This is a genomic window from Paenibacillus chondroitinus NBRC 15376 (assembly GCF_004000765.1).
In the GTDB taxonomy this organism is placed as follows: domain Bacteria; phylum Bacillota; class Bacilli; order Paenibacillales; family NBRC-103111; genus Paenibacillus_E; species Paenibacillus_E chondroitinus.
Window position 1 is genome coordinate 51,350 of sequence record NZ_BILW01000029.1, and the last position, 16,778, is coordinate 68,127.

16 protein-coding genes and 2 riboswitches are annotated in these 16,778 nt (G+C 49.9%); of the genes, 2 read left to right on the forward strand and 14 right to left on the reverse strand.

Annotated elements, in window-relative coordinates; genetic code table 11:
• Positions 1-4: 4 nt before the first annotated feature.
• From uca to PCH02S_RS25290, 3 genes are read right to left on the reverse strand one after another with little or no spacing between them, the layout of a single operon-like run.
• Positions 5-3,625, reverse strand: a complete 3,621-nt coding sequence (gene uca / locus PCH02S_RS25280) for an urea carboxylase (RefSeq protein ID WP_127456885.1) — start codon at positions 3,623-3,625, stop codon at positions 5-7.
• Between the two features lie 24 nt (positions 3,626-3,649).
• Complete coding sequence (locus PCH02S_RS25285) at positions 3,650-4,300, reverse strand: urea amidolyase associated protein UAAP2 (RefSeq protein ID WP_127456886.1); 651 nt, start codon at positions 4,298-4,300, stop codon at positions 3,650-3,652.
• Between the two features lie 21 nt (positions 4,301-4,321).
• Positions 4,322-5,038 carry an urea amidolyase associated protein UAAP1 gene (locus tag PCH02S_RS25290; protein WP_127456887.1) on the reverse strand — a complete coding sequence of 239 codons (717 nt, stop codon included), beginning with the start codon at positions 5,036-5,038 and terminating at the stop codon, positions 4,322-4,324.
• Positions 5,039-5,110: 72 nt separating this feature from the next.
• A riboswitch (guanidine-I (ykkC/yxkD leader) is annotated at positions 5,111-5,212 on the reverse strand.
• Between the two features lie 191 nt (positions 5,213-5,403).
• Positions 5,404-5,506: riboswitch (guanidine-I (ykkC/yxkD leader) on the forward strand.
• 87 nt (positions 5,507-5,593) lie between these two features.
• On the opposite strand from PCH02S_RS25290, the gene PCH02S_RS25295 reads away from it, so the two are divergent.
• Entirely contained in the window at positions 5,594-6,952 is a 1,359-nt protein-coding gene (locus PCH02S_RS25295) for an APC family permease (protein WP_246069249.1), read from the forward strand.
• Between the two features lie 57 nt (positions 6,953-7,009).
• Here PCH02S_RS25295 and PCH02S_RS25300 read toward each other — a convergent pair whose 3' ends face one another.
• From PCH02S_RS25300 to nadX, 3 genes are all read right to left on the reverse strand, one after another.
• Positions 7,010-7,996 carry a Gfo/Idh/MocA family protein gene (locus PCH02S_RS25300; protein WP_127456889.1) on the reverse strand — a complete coding sequence of 329 codons (987 nt, stop codon included), beginning with the start codon at positions 7,994-7,996 and terminating at the stop codon, positions 7,010-7,012.
• 94 nt (positions 7,997-8,090) lie between these two features.
• Complete coding sequence (locus PCH02S_RS25305) at positions 8,091-9,497, reverse strand: NAD-dependent malic enzyme (protein ID WP_127456890.1); 1,407 nt, start codon at positions 9,495-9,497, stop codon at positions 8,091-8,093.
• Positions 9,498-9,522: 25 nt separating this feature from the next.
• Positions 9,523-10,329: an aspartate dehydrogenase gene (gene nadX, locus PCH02S_RS25310; RefSeq protein WP_127456891.1), complete on the reverse strand. Its 807-nt coding sequence runs from the start codon at positions 10,327-10,329 to the stop codon at positions 9,523-9,525.
• A 136-nt stretch (positions 10,330-10,465) separates the two neighbouring features.
• Here nadX and PCH02S_RS25315 point away from each other — a divergent pair, with 136 nt between their 5' ends.
• Entirely contained in the window at positions 10,466-10,801 is a 336-nt protein-coding gene (locus PCH02S_RS25315) for a 2Fe-2S iron-sulfur cluster-binding protein (protein ID WP_127456892.1), read from the forward strand.
• A gap of 829 nt (positions 10,802-11,630) precedes the next feature.
• Here the strand turns inward: PCH02S_RS25315 and PCH02S_RS25320 are convergent.
• The 8 genes from PCH02S_RS25320 to PCH02S_RS25355 form a co-directional block, all read right to left on the reverse strand.
• The gene (locus PCH02S_RS25320) at positions 11,631-11,930 is read right to left on the reverse strand and encodes a hypothetical protein (protein ID WP_127456893.1); all 300 of its coding nucleotides are present in this window, start codon (positions 11,928-11,930) and stop codon (positions 11,631-11,633) included.
• A gap of 23 nt (positions 11,931-11,953) precedes the next feature.
• Positions 11,954-12,424, reverse strand: a complete 471-nt coding sequence (locus PCH02S_RS25325) for a RidA family protein (RefSeq protein WP_127456894.1) — start codon at positions 12,422-12,424, stop codon at positions 11,954-11,956.
• 38 nt (positions 12,425-12,462) lie between these two features.
• Complete coding sequence (locus PCH02S_RS25330) at positions 12,463-12,747, reverse strand: 2Fe-2S iron-sulfur cluster-binding protein (RefSeq protein WP_127456895.1); 285 nt, start codon at positions 12,745-12,747, stop codon at positions 12,463-12,465.
• Between the two features lie 45 nt (positions 12,748-12,792).
• Positions 12,793-13,470, reverse strand: a complete 678-nt coding sequence (locus tag PCH02S_RS25335; RefSeq protein ID WP_127456896.1) for a GntR family transcriptional regulator — start codon at positions 13,468-13,470, stop codon at positions 12,793-12,795.
• A gap of 90 nt (positions 13,471-13,560) precedes the next feature.
• Positions 13,561-14,091: a chromate transporter gene (locus PCH02S_RS25340; RefSeq protein ID WP_127456897.1), complete on the reverse strand. Its 531-nt coding sequence runs from the start codon at positions 14,089-14,091 to the stop codon at positions 13,561-13,563.
• Positions 14,088-14,681: a chromate transporter gene (locus tag PCH02S_RS25345; protein ID WP_127456898.1), complete on the reverse strand. Its 594-nt coding sequence runs from the start codon at positions 14,679-14,681 to the stop codon at positions 14,088-14,090. The genes PCH02S_RS25340 and PCH02S_RS25345 overlap by 4 nt, the downstream gene beginning before the upstream one ends.
• Before the next feature lie 52 nt (positions 14,682-14,733).
• A complete protein-coding gene (locus PCH02S_RS25350) occupies positions 14,734-15,207 on the reverse strand; it encodes a GlcG/HbpS family heme-binding protein (RefSeq protein ID WP_127456899.1) in 474 nt (157 codons plus the stop codon).
• 28 nt (positions 15,208-15,235) lie between these two features.
• The gene (locus PCH02S_RS25355) at positions 15,236-16,705 is read right to left on the reverse strand and encodes an aldehyde dehydrogenase family protein (protein WP_127456900.1); all 1,470 of its coding nucleotides are present in this window, start codon (positions 16,703-16,705) and stop codon (positions 15,236-15,238) included.
• Positions 16,706-16,778 lie beyond the last annotated feature (73 nt).

Below are 16,778 nucleotides of genomic sequence, written 5' to 3' on the forward strand. Positions count from 1 at the left end.
CTCCTTAAGCAGATTGGGCAATTCCAAGAATAAGCTGACCGGCATGCACTTGATCGCCTGGCTTCACTTGAATCATCGAGACATAACCGTCGCAAGGAGCGTGCTGCGGGAATTCCATTTTCATACTCTCCAGAATGGCTAATTGATCACCTTTCTTCACTTGCTCCCCTGGTGAAACAAGCACTTTCCACACAGACCCAGGCATAATTCCGCGCACAGCGACTGTACCTGCCGGCAGTTCATCCTCGGGTTGCTCACTTGCGGTTTCCTGCTCAGAGACGTACTCCGCCAAACCTTTCGCCTTCCAGCTCTCCCGCTCTTCGTTGAACGCGATTTGCTGCTGCTCCCGGAACGTTGCTGCACTTTCTTCAATAGAACTCAGGAATTGCAGATATTCACCTAAATCAAAAGTCGTCTCCTGAATATCCGCTTCATAACGACCTCTCGGGAAATCTTCACGGAGCTGAAGCAGCTCCTCGGCACTCACTTCATAAAACTGAATTTGGTCAAAAAATCTCAGCAGCCACGGCTTACCAGCCTTAAAGCTTTCCGTTGAACGCAGCCGATTCCACATCTGAATCGTACGTCCGACGAATTGATAGCCGCCGGGGCCTTCCATTCCATACACACACATGTAAGCTCCGCCAATGCCTACGGCATTTTCAGGCGTCCACGTGCGTGCCGGATTATATTTCGTCGTTACCAGGCGGTGACGCGGGTCAACCGGTGTGGCTACAGGCGCACCCAAGTAGACATCTCCTAAGCCAAGTACCAAATAATTGGCATCAAAAACAATCTTTTTCACATCATCAATCGAATCTAATCCATTAATGCGCTGGATGAATTCCAGGTTGCTAGGACACCATGGAGCATCAGGCCGAACGCCTTGTTGGTAGCGCTGAATGGCCAGCTGTGTCGCCGGATCGTCCCATGAAAGCGGCAAGCGCACAATGCGCGACGGCACACGGAATTCTTCAAGCGGAGGCAGAGCAGCGTCGATTTCTACAACTTTTGCACATGCCTCACTCACGGTGATTCGGGTCGGGTCAATATGAATTTGCAAGGAGCGAATTCCCGGCGTCAGATCCAGCACCGGAATCGAGCCGCTCTCCACGATTGCTTGCATCAAAGCCTGCACTTGGAAGCGCAGCAGCAAATCCAACTCAAGCTCGCCGTACTCTACAAGCAGGTTTTGGTCGCCACAGCAGCGGATCGTAATTGGGAATCTGCGATTCGCTGTTTCATGGAAAAGCCGCGGATACTCCGGCGTAATCTCCTTATTAATAACAGGCAATGACACACGGGTAAGCCGTTCAAAATCCCCCTCGCCAATCGCTCGCAAATTCCCCTCCTGCCCCTCACGCAATGCCTCTGCTTCTTGAAGCGTCAGCAGGTGGAACCGGATCGAATCTCCCGGATGCAATTGCCCAAGCTTCCAAAACTCCGCCGAAGCCGTCGTTACCGGACAAACGAACCCACCGAGACTCGGCCCGTCCGGACCAAGCAAAATTGGCATATCACCCGTTAAATCCAACGTGCCGATGGCATAGGCATTGTCGTGAATGTTGGATGGATGCAGTCCCGCTTCACCTCCGTCTTCCCGCGTCCAAAGCGGAGCCGGCCCTTTTAAACGAACACCCGTTCTTGAAGAGTTAAAATGCACTTCCCAACTTGTTTCCGTCAACTGCTCCAAATATTCCGCCCGCAGGAATTCTCCCGTACAATGCGGCCCAGGAATGACGCCAATCGTCCATTCCCGTGTCATTTGCGGACGGTGCTGTGCAGCAAGTTCAACCGTTTCTTGAACAGGACTGCCGCCTGCGTTCACGCCAAGCACATCGCCTGTACGCAGCGCGCGACCGCCATGACCGCCGAAGCCGCCAAGCGTGAAGGTCGAGGAGCTGCCGAGAATTTTCGGCATATCGAAGCCCCCGCTGACCAATAGATAAGCCCGCATCCCTTCTTTGGCTTCGCCGAAGCTCAACACTTGCCCGCGAGCTGCGAATACCGGCTTATAGAGCGCGACGGCTTCCCCATCCAGTTCCGCCTGCATATCCGCACCGGTGACGCAGAACCACAAATCGCTGCGGAACTTGTAAGAACCTCCGCGCAGCGTCATCTCAAGTCCGGGGGCGTCATCCGCATTGCCGAGCAGCTTGTTGCCGATCCGGAACGAGAACGGATCCATCGGTCCACACGGCGGCACGCCTACATCCCAGTGGCTGATGCGCCCAGGGAAGTCCTGCACCGTAGTTTGGATGCCGCCATCCATGACTTCCAACGCCCGTTCGACGGGCTCGAAGGTATTTAACAACTGCGTGAAGACGTTGCCGTCTACGCAATCTTGTTCTTGCAAAAGCGCCTGCAAATACTGCAGGTTCGTAGTAATCCCATACATACGCGTCTCAGATAGCGCCTCGATTAACTTCCGGATAGCGTCCGTACGATCCGTACCGTGGACAATGATTTTAGCCAACATCGGATCATATAAGGTGGTGACCGTTAAGCCGTCCCTCACCCATGTTTCATTCCGCGCCCCGACCGAAAATACGGCCTGATCCAACTGCCCCGCACTCGGACGGAACTGCTGCAAGCAGTCCTCTGCGTATATGCGCGCTTGCATGCTGTGACCGACCGGTTTACGAATGAGCGACTGGATGTCGGTCAGCTCATTGGCCGCTTCGCGCACCATCCATTCGACAAGATCGACCCCCAGCACTTCTTCCGTCACACCGTGTTCAACCTGAAGTCGCGTGTTCACTTCCAGGAAATAAAACTCGCACGTTTCCGGGTCGTACAAGTATTCCACCGTACCTGCGCTGCGGTAGCCGACTTCAGCCGCCAGACGCTTAGCCGAAGCAAACATCGCCTCACGCACATCATCCGAAAGATTCGGAGCCGGACTCTCCTCAATGACCTTCTGGTTGCGGCGTTGAATCGAACAATCGCGCTCGCCAAGCGTAACGACTTCTCCGAAGTTATTGCCGAAAATTTGCACCTCGACATGGCGCGCTCTGGCGATATATTTTTCAAGGAACATGCCGCCGTTTTTGAAATTCGTCTCGGCCAAATGGCGCACGCCGTCATAAGCGGACTTCAGTGCCGCCTCATCCGCACAGACGCGCATGCCGATGCCGCCACCTCCTGCTGTGCTTTTGAGAATAACCGGATAACCAATCCGCGCAGCTTCCGAAAGCGCAGTTTCAAGCTCTGTGATGAGCGGCGTTCCCGGCAGCATCGGGACACCGGCTTTTTCCGCGATTTCGCGCGCCGAATGTTTAAGCCCGAACATCTCCATTTGTTCCGGTGTAGGTCCGATGAACACAATCCCCTGATCGCGGCATGCACGGGCAAAATCCGCATTTTCACTCAGAAAACCATACCCGGGATGAATCGCTTCGGCACCGGTTTCCAGCGCTGTTTTCAGAATCAACTCTGTATTCAAATAGCTTTCCTTTGCCGGCCCCTCGCCGATCAGAACAGCCTCATCCGCTCCATCCACATGCAGGCTATCTTGGTCTGCTCCCGTATAAACAGCAACCGATGCCACTCCGAGCTTGCGCAATGTGCGCTCAATGCGTACAGCGATGGCACCGCGATTAGCGATAAGTACTTTCGTAAACATCGTCTCCACACCCCTTTTGAATTTCTATTTATCCCAAATTAGCACCTGAATCGGCGTTGGATTGTAGGCATTGCAAGGATTGTTAAGCTGCGGACAATTGCTGATCAGCACCATGGAGCTTCCCAGCGATTGAACTTCCACGTAGCAGCCGGGCCCAGAAACGCCATCATCGAACTTCAATCCTCCCTCGGCTGTAACCGGCACATTCATGAAAAAGTTAATATTCGGCGCCAAATCCCGCTTCGTATATGCCCCATCGTGCTGCGCAAGCTGCAGCATAAAGGTGTCCCGGCAGTTGTGCATCGACAGCTTATCGTGCGAGTAACGCACCGTATTGCTTTGAGCGGAGCAGGAGCCGCCTACAGTATCATGACGTCCGCATGTATCCGCTACGATTCGGAGCAGCTCCTTGCCGGATTCGGCACGCAGCACCGAGCCTGTGCTTAAATAAATGTTGCCTTGTCCGGCAATTGTCGCCACAGCGCTGTAGTGATCCTCTGGATTTTCAGCATCGTAGAACAATGTATCCGCCGCCTGATTCCCCTCCAGATCGACAATGCGCAGCACTTGACCCGGCTTCAGCACATGCATCCAGCCGTCCCCCGCTTGAATAATTTCGCTATATATCGCCTCCTCGGCTTTGCGAGGGCTTTCCACACGATTAAATACCGCCATATCCGTTCCTCCTCCGTTTTATTAAGTAAGCAGCGCGTGATATTCCCATGTATTTTCAAAAGCCCGGCGATTCTCCGAACGATAATTGACGCAAAAATCGTCCATGCCTACAGGATCAGCCTGCAGGACCTCGATGTGAACAGGCACCGATGGATAAGTGGTTCTTGGATCCAGTGGGTTAGGTGTGTTGGAAAGAATGAGCAGTGTATCTAGCTCTGTCCGCAGCGTGACTGTAGCACCCGCCGGGCAATGTGTCAGGCTGAAATGCATATCACCCTGTTCATCGCAGAACACTTTCGAGAATAAGTTGAGGACTGGCATCATATCCCTCATGCCTAACCCGTTGCGAACAAGTTCCACAGCAAAGTTCTCCTGTCCGCTCCGCAGCCACTCATTTCGCAGCTCTTGATAGTTGGTGGCGCCATATTTGGCATCCGTCGCCGTTCGGCTCGTGTATCCGCTTAGCGGATCATGCCAGCCTATGCTGTCTTCCACGATGCTTGCGAGCACTCTTCCATTGTCACTCATCAGCACATTCCCTCGCGTCAGGTGGGCGGTATACTGCGCCTTAAGCGTATCCGGCATATTGTAGCGCTCCGTCAAATCCCGTGCATGGAACAATTGGATGGATACATTCGCTCCCGCCTCCAGAGCCGTAAACCGAATCAATTTCCCTTTGCCAATCACACCTGACCACTTGCCTCCCGGGCCTATTGTCTTGTTCCACACGTTTGCCATCGTATCCATCTCCTCCTGAGTTTTGCTTAAACAAAAAGGGAGACATCACAAGACGTAAATCGTCTTGGTGATATCTCCCAGGTTTTTATCCTTCCGTGTCGCTCCTTGCGTTAGGAACGGTTTACTCTCGGACCAGCCCGGTGGTGTGCCGGCGGAACCCTAGTAAACAATCGTATTCGTTTGTGTTATTAAACATAACATCAACCATGGAATGTGTCAATGACTTCTATTGATTTTACCTTTTTCATGCAAAATACTTCTCATACGCCATACAATGTGTTATATTAACTTACACAAAAGACATATAATTAACATTGAAGAGGCACAACGGTTATTTTTCGATTTATAAGTAATGATTTATGACATATAAAGTTTTCTAGGGTTCCGCGATAGCTTAAGCTTCGGTCTGGTCCAAGAGAAAACGCACAGCTCACCCTGTGTTCACGGAGGGACAAAAGCCCGGGAGATATCTGTTTATTAGATATCCTCCTTGGCTTTTTTGCATACCAGCCCCTGACAGCGACCACAGCACCAACGATAAGGGAGTGTTCCATCATGGCCAACGAAGTCAAACTACGGAAATCCTTAAGCTTGTATCAAGTCGTCTACATGGGGCTTGCCTGGATGACACCTATGATTTATTTCTCCATCTATGGGATAGCTTATGAGAATGCTCATGGCATGCTCACACAGGCGTACCTGCTTGCTTTTATCGCGATTTTCTTCACAGCTTACAGCTATGGCGTCATGTCCAAGTCGTTCCCCACATCAGGATCCGCCTACACGTATACGAAAAAGAGCATCCATCCTTACCTGGGCTTCCTCGTTGGTTGGGCGTTGCTGCTGGACTATTTCTTCTCCCCTATCATCGCTTGTCTCACTTTCGGCATTTATCTGCATGCACAATTCCCGTCCATCCCGGCTTATGTCTGGATTATCGGACTGAATATCATCCTTGGTATCGTCAATATCATCGGCATTAAATTCTCAGCAAATATTAGTAAATTATTCGTTTGGATTCAAATTTTGTTTATTGGCGTGTTCTGTTTCTTCCTTATCCGTAATTTAACAGGGGACGTTCATCCGATGGGATTATTCCTTCAAACGGACGTGCCGTTCTCTACAATCCTGGCGGGCGCCTCCATTATTTGCTTCTCCTTTTTAGGCTTTGACACCGTCACAACCATGTCCGAAGAAACGGTGAATGCACAGAAAACGATCCCTCGCGCCATCATGATCATTATCCTTACAGCGAGCGTTCTTTACTTAGTGCCGTCCGTTTTGACTCAGTTGATTTATCCACACCTAACCTTCGTAAATGTAGATTCGGCAGGCTTCGAGATCGTTAAACTTGTTGGTGGGGCCGCACTCAGCTCTGTATTCATCACTGTGCTTATACTCGCTATTTTTACACAAGGCTTATCGTCCGTCACGAGTGTTTCCCGCCTGCTCTATGTCATGGGGCGCGATTCCATTCTGCCTAAGCGAGTGTTTGCCTTCCTTCATCCGAAATTCAATACACCGGTCATCAACATCGTGATCGTGAGCTGCGTCTCTTTGCTGGCCCTCGTGATCTCCCTGGACAACGCCGTCAAATTCGTAAATTTCGGGGCATTAACGGCCTTCTTCTTCGTGAACATCTCTGTTATCTCGCAAAAATACATCAAAGAAAACCAACGCTCCTTGAAGCAAACCATCTTGTATCTGGTGCTTCCTTTGGTCGGAGCCAGCTTCATTGGTTATCTGCTATCGCTGCTAGATCGGGACGCCTTATGGATGGGCGGTGTCTGGCTCATGATCGGGATTGTGTATCATCTGATCCGGAAAAAAGTTAGCTCCAAAGCGGCTGGAACCGTCCTCGCCCCTATGGCTATATCGAGCAAACCCATGCGTACCACCAGTTCTATTAAATAAAAAAACCGAGCGAACTCAGGATCTTTTCCTGATTATCGCTCGGTTTTTTATTTGCATTTATTTACGGTCTGCCGGGAATACAAGTCCCATTTGTTTTCTAGCTTCGTCCATGATAGCCATCGCGATGCTGGAATTGGCATGAGAGTTCGTCTCGGACTCCGACGCACCGTTTTGGATGAGGCGGATAAATTCTTCCGCCTCGTACCGCATTGTTCTAGCGCTTTGCTCGCGCGTAAGATTCTCTACCGATCCGTCACGGTAACGGATTTCAACTTTTTCTGGCTGGTTGATTTTATCAATCACCATCGTTGCGTGCTCGCCTTGGATTTCTGCTGGCAAGTAGGAGCTTGCGATTTTGGAATGCATAATTACCGCATCCATGTCTTTGTAGCTCAGCAGAAGGCTGCCTTCCCCATCGACACCGGATTCCAGCAGCATGCCGCTTGCCTGCACGCGATTGGGGGTTCCGAACAGCACAGCCAACGGATAAATGCAGTACACACCGAGGTCCATCAAGGAGCCATTGGAGAAAATGGGATTGAATGCATTCAGCACCGTGCCCTGCTTGTAGGCATCATAACGCGAGGAATATTGGCAGTAGCCCGCAAAATAACGGCGGATAGGTCCAAGCTTGTGCAGATTTTCTTGAATGGCTTTGAAATTCGGCATCAACGTGGACTTGAGCGCCTCCATGAACACAACCTTGTTGCTGCGCGCTGCCTCAATCATGGCGGACAACTCCGCCGAATTGGATGCTGCCGGCTTCTCGCAAAGAACATGCTTCCCATGATTCATGCAGTGCACGGCGTATTCAGCGTGAAGCGAGTTCGGGCTGGCGATATAAACAGCGTCGAATGTATCGCTTTGAGCAAAAGCATTCAAGTCCGTAAAGCGGTGAGCCACCTCGAATTTATTGGCGAATTCCGCCGCCTTCTCCTCCGTGCGCGAGTACACGGCTGTTAACGCGAATTCTCCCGTCTCGCGGGCTGCGTGAATGAACTCTTCTGTGATCCAATTTGTTCCTATTACTGCAAAACGTATCATAGTGTCTCCTTTGTGATTAGGTTGCGGGATTGATGTCTTTTACTATACCTTATCTAAGTTTGTTGATAAAGAAAAAAGCACCCCGGGCGGGGTGCTATCTGAAGTCAGGCGGAATACGGCGTGAAACACCGGTCAAAATCGCTGCTTCAACTACCGCATTCCTGACTTTGGTGACGACTTGCTCGTTAAAAATACTCGGAATGATGTATTGGTCATTCAACTCATTTTCGGAAACGACAGAAGCAATGGCACGTGCTGCCGCAAGTTTCATCGGTTCGTTGATCTCGCGCGCACGGCAGTCCAGCGCCCCTCGGAAAATCCCCGGAAACACAAGCACATTATTGATTTGGTTCGGATAATCGCTGCGACCCGTAGCAAATACACGCACATGAGGGAGCGCTTCTTTCGGATCGATCTCCGGCACCGGATTGGCCATGGCGAAGACGATGCTGTTTGGAGCCATCTTTTGCACATCGCTTCCGTTCAGCAATCCGCCTCTCGACACGCCGATGAATACGTCAGCTCCGCTAATGATATCGCGCAGGCCGCCAGGATTAGCTTCGACCTGCGGCTGCTCGGCCAGCCATGCCCACATCGGGTGGTGCGCATATTCGCCTCCGCGAATGATGGCCCCTTCCCGATCAACAGGAACGAGCCGCTTCACGCCGGCGGCGAGCAGCATTTTACAGATTGAGACGCCTGCTGCACCTATGCCATTAACAACAACGCGAACCTGATCCATTCGCTTGCCAACAACTTTGAGCGCATTCAAAAGCCCGGCGATGACAACAATAGCCGTACCATGCTGGTCGTCGTGGAAGATAGGGATGTCCAGCTCTTCATTAAGCCTGGTCTCAATTTCAAAACAACGCGGGGAGCTAATATCCTCCAAATTAATGCCGCCAAAAATCGGACTAATCGCTTTAATCGTACGAATGATCTCTTCCGTATCCTGCGTGTCCAAACAGATCGGGAAAGCGTCAACTCCTGCTAATTGTTTAAAAAGCATCGCTTTACCTTCCATAACGGGCGCTGCTGCGTGAGGGCCAATGTCGCCTAAGCCAAGTACAGCGGTACCATCCGTTACGACAGCTACGGTATTCCTTTTAATCGTTAGAGAGTACGCTTTCTGAGGATCTTCATGAATGGCTGTGCACACGCGGGCCACACCCGGTGTATACACGATGGACAAATCATCCCGGTTTTTGATTGGAAGGGTTGGCTGCACAGATATTTTGCCCCCAAGATGCGCAAGAAACGTGCGGTCCGATACATTGACAAGACGGATGCCATCCAGCGATTTAATCGCATCGACAACGGCGGTCTCTGCCGTATCAGCCACTTGAACCGTGACATCGCGAACCGTTACTTCTTGCCCCGGGCGAATAATATCGATGGAAGTAATATCTCCCCCTGCTTTACTAATGGCTGAAGCCACATCACCAAAGCTCACTTGGCTGAGACTTAATTCCAGACGCAAAATGATACTGTTATAGGCCATATTCAGATCCCCGTTTCTATATTTTTTATATGCCGATGACAAAAGGTGATGTTAAATCTCGCAGTGTTTTGATGACACTCATTGCCACAATATACCCGGTTTTGGGATTGCCGGCGGATGGTGTATTTCTGATTTGCAAATGGATTTGACCGAATTTTCCTTTCGCTTCAATTTCATGCGTATTGTGGCTGATGTGAGGATCTACGTACACTTTTACTTTAGTCCGGTCAAATCCTACGCCGGCTAAGCTTAGTGCAGCCGAAACATTGACACTCTCCGGAAACAACCTGGCGGAATCACGAGCCACCCCGTCGAATGCGCAAAATGGCTCCGTTAGTTCAGCCAAATTCACCTGCTGCTCGATAACTGTGCCAATCCAAGCCTTAGGAGGTTTTCTTGTCACTAATGTAACTTCGTCCATCGGGCCTACACTTCCTGCTGCGATGCGATCTAAACCTCCAATTGCGGCTGAAGGAACCATTACTTTTTTGCCTGTTTGCCGTGCTTTCTCCAGAATTTTAAGATGCAGTTGATCATCCGCTAACGCACCAACGCTGACCAAGATGAGGTCCGCTCTATTGTCTAAGGCTTTTTCACCATAATGCTTTACCGCCTCGTGTCCGGCGCTTTCCACCACAACGTCCAGCCCCTGACGGAAAAAAACTTCCTCATTGGCTGTCATGATGTACCCATGAGAACTCGTATCCGGATACTTCGTTTCGTCACGAACGAGTATCGCTTTTAGTTGAACCTGCCCGGCGTTCCCCTGCAAAATAGCTTGAGCCACATCCTGGCCGATGGTTCCATATCCGATAATGCCAACGTTTAACATAAGTAAGGGATCCTCCTATTGTGGTTTCAAATGATATCGCCTTGTTCCTCTATCATATCAAAAATATTGTATTTGGTATACCATAAACCAATTAGTTGTGATATACTAACTCTACTAAGACATGGAGGGATGCCAAGTGCCATCAGTGACTTATCAAACATCTGGAAAAACGATAGAAGTCGAACAAGACGCCAATCTCTTAAGAACATCGATCCGTTATGAAGGGTCTGTACCTTACAAATGCGGCGGTGGCCTTTGCGGAACTTGCCGTGTACAAATCGTGGACGGACATGAACACCTCAGCAAAATTATGAAAAAGGAAGTCGACCGACTCGGCCAGGAAAAGCTGGATCAAGGCTTCCGTCTTGCCTGCCAAACCTTCGTCACCGGTGATGTGACCATCTCTTGGGGCGAAGAAGATCTCAACCGCCTCGGCAAAATCGCTCAGCGAAGAATTAACGCAGCTCAATAGAAGGAATGATGGCAGCAGTCCTTGGGGGCTGCTTTTTTGTGTGTTTGTTTGGTGGGCTGGGTTGGTGGGTGGGCTAACGGACTGAGATGACCTTATTCGCTGTTTTTTGGGCAGAATTAATATCTAACGGACTCCAGAGACGCTATCGGCCAGAAAACTACCTCAAATAGCAGCAAATTCAATAAATAACGGTTCTCCAGTCCGTTAGCTCCTCAAATCCTGCCGAATAGGCGGAATAGCGGCATCTGAGTCCGTTACAAATAGTTGCTACTTGGGAAAGCGGGTGGAGCTGCTGTTGGTGGGTTAATGGTACTTTAACTAGTTAACTTCTATTGGTGGGATCACGCTACTTTAACTAACTAGCTACTTTTGAGCGATTACTGGTACTTTAGCTAGTTAGACACTTTTGGTGAAGTTCATGCTACTTAACTATCTAGCTACTGTTGGTGGGTTGATGGTACTTTAACTAGTTAGTTTCTATTGGTGGGATTCATGATACTTTAACTAACCAGTCACTTTTGGTGGGATTTAGGCCACTTAACTTTCAAGCTACTTTTGGTGAGGTCACACGGCTAACGGACTGAAATGACCTTATTCTCCATTTTCCGGCCATAAATAATTTCTAACGGACCCCAGAGCCGCTATTGGCCAGTGAACTCCCTCAAATAGCAGCAAATTCAATAAATAACGGCGCTCCAGTCCGTTAGCTCCTCAAATTCAGCCCAAATAGGCAGAATAACGTCATCTGAGTCCGTTACAGCTCAAACCGCACATCCGCCACTCCCTGCCCACAAAAAAAGCGCAAGCTCCAAGAGCCTGCGCCTTTCCCCTATGCCGTTTTAACAATTTTACTATCCTTGTCGATGTCCAATTCATAGATCTCTTTCTCAATCTGAGCGGTGGAATCGAACTTTGGAAATACTTTGAGCGGAATGCTGTTATCTGCGAATTTCTCGGAAACCCCTTGAATGATGATTCTCGCATCGTCACCAACGATTTTGCATACTTCAAAAAGTGTTTTTTTCTTGCCGAAGAAGTAATACTCGTATGCGGCCACTAACTCTAAATTCGGATTATTTGTTACGGTACGATAACGGTCCGTTGTGGATACTAGAATATATTCGCTCATATGAAGCCCTCCGCTCAATTTTTTTATTTATAAGCCACAATTAGTTCTACCTCTACTGCCGCCCCTCCGGGCAACGCAGCAACGCCTATAGCGGAACGGGCATGTAAGCCCTTATCCCCAAATACTTCAACCAGCAAATCAGAGGCGCCATTCAATACAAAAGGCAAGTCCTGAAACCCAGCTTCCGCATGGATGAAGCCTTCCATTTTAATAATGCTGGTAACCCGGTTCAGGTCTCCCAATACAGCCTTTAATGTGCTTAATTGATTAATCACACATTGCCTGGCTGCCTGATATCCTTCTTCTTTCGAAAGCTCGTGTCCTACCTTGCCTTTATATTGCAGCACTCCACCCACCTTCGGAGTTACGCCACTCAAATAAATCAAAGGCGGCACCATGGTGTAGGGCAGATAATTGCCACTTGGTTTAGGCGGAGAGTCCAGCAGAATGTTCAGTTCCTCGAGTTTGGCTTCAACTTGTCCATAGGTTTGCACAATAAGTCATCCCCCATATTTACTGCTGCCTCACTGTCCTATTCCTGACAAAGCTCAATATCTTCCGAAATATATAACTGGCATGCTAAGCGGAAGCCTTCATTAATTTTATCGCCCAGCATCTTATTTTCTTTCCAATTAGGTTCTTGAAGCTTATCGCCACCGGTAACAACTTTCACCATACATTTCGTGCATTTCCCCATACCACAGCCATACTTCAGATGCGGGAATTTCTTCACCCCCGCTAAAACCACCAAGTTACTGTTCTCAGTAACCTCTTGCTGATAAACTTGGCCATTTTGGTGCAATGTCACATTCGGCATTTCACAACCTCCATACAGCAGCATGAGCGTAGGCAAATACGGCAATTATTCTCTTTCCAAAGCTTCCATGTAAGCTTTCTTCGAGTTTTCAACGTGAATTTTCGTTAAATTTTCTGCAAACTCCGCTTCACCGTTCAGCACGGCTTTGACAATATCCCTATGCTCCTCCATCGCTTTGCGTTGGCGTCCAGGGAGCTCATAGCCTACATGAACGAAGGCGCGAATGTAATCGGATAAGCCATCCAACATTTGCGTTAGTCTCGGACTCTTGGCAGCCCGGAATATAATTTCATTCGCTTCAAAATGATATTTCCAGTCCGACTGCTCGAACGTCGGTTTCGCTAACGCCGTGTCAATCTCGACCACGATTTGGTTCAGTTCGTCCCGTTGCTGCTGTTCCAGCTTCTTCACAGCGAGCTTAACCGCTAAACTCTCCAACGAAGAGAGAATCGTGAAAATTTCAATGATTTCTTCCGGTGATAGTTTGGAGACCACCACGCCTTTACGGGGAAGCGTCTTGACGAAACCCTGTGATTCGAGCCGGAATAAGGCTTCCCGGATGGGCGTGCGGCTAACATTTAATTGATCGGCAAGCTCTCTCTCGATAATCCGGTCACCGGATTTGTACACACCTTGAACAATAGCTTGTTTAATATATTGAAACACTTTATCCCGAATCGGGCTTAATTCCTCATCTTTCCAAACAACTGGATTGTCCGGCATATGGTATACCTCCGCGAATGCGTTTTCTTACAGTGTAATCGATACACCATAACCAATCAACTTTTTAAAATACGGAGGTCTACCGCCGAATCAGCCCAGCACAAAAGCCCCATACACTAAACCCAATCCTACGACAGCTGCAGGATGTACTTTCCATTTTTCCAAAGCCATAAAGCTGGCCGCTGCCAGAAATGCCGTCTGCCAAATACCCGCCGATTGATACGCACTGTTGAAAAACTGCAGCGCCAACGTACCGAGAAGAACAGCGACTATGGGACGCACGATCAGCGTCATCGCCATGACTTGCGGGGCTCCTTTGAAGAAGTTGATGAACTTGAACAATAGGACCATTGCAAGCGCTGTAGGAAGAATGGTGGCGATTAGCGCAACAACCGCACCAAGGATGCCGCCTACCTGATACCCGATATATCCGGCAAGTTTGGTGGCGATCGGACTGGGGAGTGCATTGCCGAGCGCGAGCACGTTGCCGAACTCTTCCACGTTCATCCATCCATAATGGTCAACTACCTCGGCTTGAAGCAGCGGGATAATCGGCGGCCCGCCGCCGTAACCTAATATGTTTGGAACAAAAAAGGCCCAAAATATTTCTAAGAGCTTCATGCTGAAAAACCCCTGTCTGCATCGCGTTGCTGCTGGTTGCGCTTCTTTTTGTTAGCCAGGTAAGTTGACTCCGTGAACGCATAAGCAAGCGCGATGCCAATCAGTAAGCCCGGATTCAAGTTAAGCAGAACCAGCGCAATAATCGAGATGAGTGTCCACGCCAGCGTTTTGCTCTTCACCCAACTTTGCCAAGCTTTTTTGAAAAAGTCATAAGCCATAACCGCCATCATCACACCGATCACGGGCTGAATGCCATGCGTCATGCCGCCTACAATGCCGGAGTCCTTTAACTTATAGATGAGGCCAAGAAGTAAAATCATACCTACAAGCACGGGAATGACCATAGCGGCAATCGCAATAAATGCGCCTAAGTAGCCTTTTACCTTATAACCGATATACCCTGCCATTTTCGTAGCGATCGGCCCGGGCAATGCATTTCCCATCGCAAGTACATCTGTAAATTCATCGTCCGTCATCCACTGGTACTTCTGTACAGCTTCCGCATGAACCAAAGGAATCATGGTTGGCCCACCGCCGTACCCCAGGAGACCAATTCGAAAAAAACCGAGGAACAGATTCCAATACACCATCTTCCCTCTTCCCTCTCCATGTGCAGCTAGTTTCACAAGGAACGAACCGCGATTATTTTTTAATATCCGCTTGGGTCATTACTTCATATTCGCTGCCCAAATGCTGCTGCAAAGCCTTTAACGCCGCGGTGCCGACCGCTGTATCCTGCTCCCCGTTCCCTCCGCTAATGCCGACGCCTCCAATGACTTCGCCATTCACGACAATCGGGAAGCCGCCAACGAAGATCGCAAACTTGCCCGGCATCATCACGTGAATGCCGAACGCTTCTCCGGTTGTTGTCGCAGGTCCTCCCGGTTGGTTGAACAGATGCGTGGAACGCTTGTGGCCGCTTGCCGTAAAAGCTTTGGACGTTGCGATCTCAGGGCCGGTAATCCGCCCGCCGTTCATGCGCTCCAGGGCAATGATGTAGCCGCCGTCATCCACGATACAGATGGATTCCAAAGCTTTCACTTCTTCCGCCGCTTTTTTCGCTGCCTCTATCATCACTTTTGCTTCTTCCAGCTCCAGCTTTAAGACCGATTTCATGTCAGATCCTCCATTATGAATCTAGCGTTTAGATGCCGTGGTAGACCGTTTTGATTTGCGTGTAAAAATCAAGTGCCGCACGACCGGATTCGCGGTACGTTGCTGTACTGGACATTTTCACGCCGCCAAATGGCGCGTTGTAGGCATTCCCTGTCGTCGGACGGTTAATTTTCACCATGCCAGTCTCGATGTTCTGGATAAAATGTTGAATCCGGCCGGACTCGGACGTGCAAATCGCTGCGGATAGTCCGAACTCCACATCATTGGCGATGTCCATCGCTTCTTGGAAGCTGCTGACACGGATCACGGAGATGACCGGTCCAAAAATCTCTTCCTGTGCGATGCGCATATCAGGTGCAACGCCTACGAATACGGCCGGCGTTACGTAGTAACCATTCGCGTAATCGCCGTCGGTTAGCTGCTCGCCGCCTACAACCAGCTCGGCGCCTTCCGCTTTTCCGATGGCGACGTAATCGAGCACATTGCGAAGTTGGCTTTCATTCGCCAGCGGACCAACTTCAACGCCTTTGCTTAACCCGTTGCCGACCTTGAGCTGCTTGGTTTTCTCTACAAGCTTCTCAACAAATTCATCGTGCACCGCGTCCATGATGATAACCCGGCTCGTGCCTGTGCAAGCTTGACCCGTTAATTCGAAACCGCCCTTCACGGCGAGCTCCACCGCATGATCGATATTCGCATCATCCATCACGATCAGCGGATTCTTACCGCCTAGCTCCAGCTGCACGCGAGTGGATAATCGCACCTGACGATTAATCTTCTCTCCTGCACCCGTGGAACCCGTGAACGTAACCGCTTTGACGGCGGAATGGGTGACTAGCGGCACGCCTGTTTTGGAAGCGGAGCCTGTCACGAAGTTGATCACGCCGGCGGGAAGTCCCGCCTGATGAAGCGCCTCCACTAACCGATAAGCAATCAACGGCGTGTTCGAAGCCGGTTTGAAGACCACGGTGTTGCCCGTAACTAACGCGGGAGCGATCTTGCGCACCGGAATGGAAATCGGGAAATTCCAAGGCGTAATGACGGAAATAACACCTAACGGTTCTTTGCGTGTGTATACGAAAGTCGTTGCATCATCCGAGGGAAGCGTTTCGCCGGAAACGTTTAATCCTTCAGAAGCGTAATACCTGAGCGTTTGGGCGGAACGTTTCACTTCCATCCGGGAGCTGGCCACCGTTTTTCCTTCCTCGCGAGTCAGTTCTTCCGCATATTGCTCTAAACCTGCTTCCAGCAAGTCCGCTGCTTTGTACAAGATTTCCGCTCGCTTGGTAGGGGGAACGTGACGCCAAGTTTTGAAGGCCTGCTCAGCTGCCTCCATAGCCTGGATGACATCCTCTTCGGTCGAGGCTTGAAATCTTCCTACGGTATCTTTCACATTAGCCGGGTTCATGGTCGTGAAGGTTTCACCGCTTGCGGCTTCTACCCATTCCCCGTTAATCAGGTTTTTGAAAGTCTGTACGGCTGTTTCTGTTGCTGCCATGTCAATCCCCTTTCTCTTTAACGACCAATTTCGGCTCAAAAGCAGGGTCTGTATGCCAGTTAGACCAATTCCC

Coding starts and splice junctions, on each gene's coding strand:
- PCH02S_RS25305 (WP_127456890.1), bottom strand. CDS start 9,497: ATGGCCTATAACAGTATCATTTTGCGTCTGGAATTAAGTCTCAGCCAA.
- PCH02S_RS25340 (WP_127456897.1), bottom strand. CDS start 14,091: ATGAAGCTCTTAGAAATATTTTGGGCCTTTTTTGTTCCAAACATATTA.
- PCH02S_RS25335 (WP_127456896.1), bottom strand. CDS start 13,470: ATGCCGGACAATCCAGTTGTTTGGAAAGATGAGGAATTAAGCCCGATT.
- PCH02S_RS25350 (WP_127456899.1), bottom strand. CDS start 15,207: ATGAAATCGGTCTTAAAGCTGGAGCTGGAAGAAGCAAAAGTGATGATA.
- uca (WP_127456885.1), bottom strand. CDS start 3,625: ATGTTTACGAAAGTACTTATCGCTAATCGCGGTGCCATCGCTGTACGC.
- PCH02S_RS25290 (WP_127456887.1), bottom strand. CDS start 5,038: ATGGCAAACGTGTGGAACAAGACAATAGGCCCGGGAGGCAAGTGGTCA.
- PCH02S_RS25285 (WP_127456886.1), bottom strand. CDS start 4,300: ATGGCGGTATTTAATCGTGTGGAAAGCCCTCGCAAAGCCGAGGAGGCG.
- PCH02S_RS25300 (WP_127456889.1), bottom strand. CDS start 7,996: ATGATACGTTTTGCAGTAATAGGAACAAATTGGATCACAGAAGAGTTC.
- PCH02S_RS25355 (WP_127456900.1), bottom strand. CDS start 16,705: ATGGCAGCAACAGAAACAGCCGTACAGACTTTCAAAAACCTGATTAAC.
- PCH02S_RS25320 (WP_127456893.1), bottom strand. CDS start 11,930: ATGAGCGAATATATTCTAGTATCCACAACGGACCGTTATCGTACCGTA.
- PCH02S_RS25330 (WP_127456895.1), bottom strand. CDS start 12,747: ATGCCGAATGTGACATTGCACCAAAATGGCCAAGTTTATCAGCAAGAG.
- PCH02S_RS25345 (WP_127456898.1), bottom strand. CDS start 14,681: ATGGTGTATTGGAATCTGTTCCTCGGTTTTTTTCGAATTGGTCTCCTG.
- PCH02S_RS25295 (WP_246069249.1), top strand. CDS start 5,594: ATGGCCAACGAAGTCAAACTACGGAAATCCTTAAGCTTGTATCAAGTC.
- nadX (WP_127456891.1), bottom strand. CDS start 10,329: ATGTTAAACGTTGGCATTATCGGATATGGAACCATCGGCCAGGATGTG.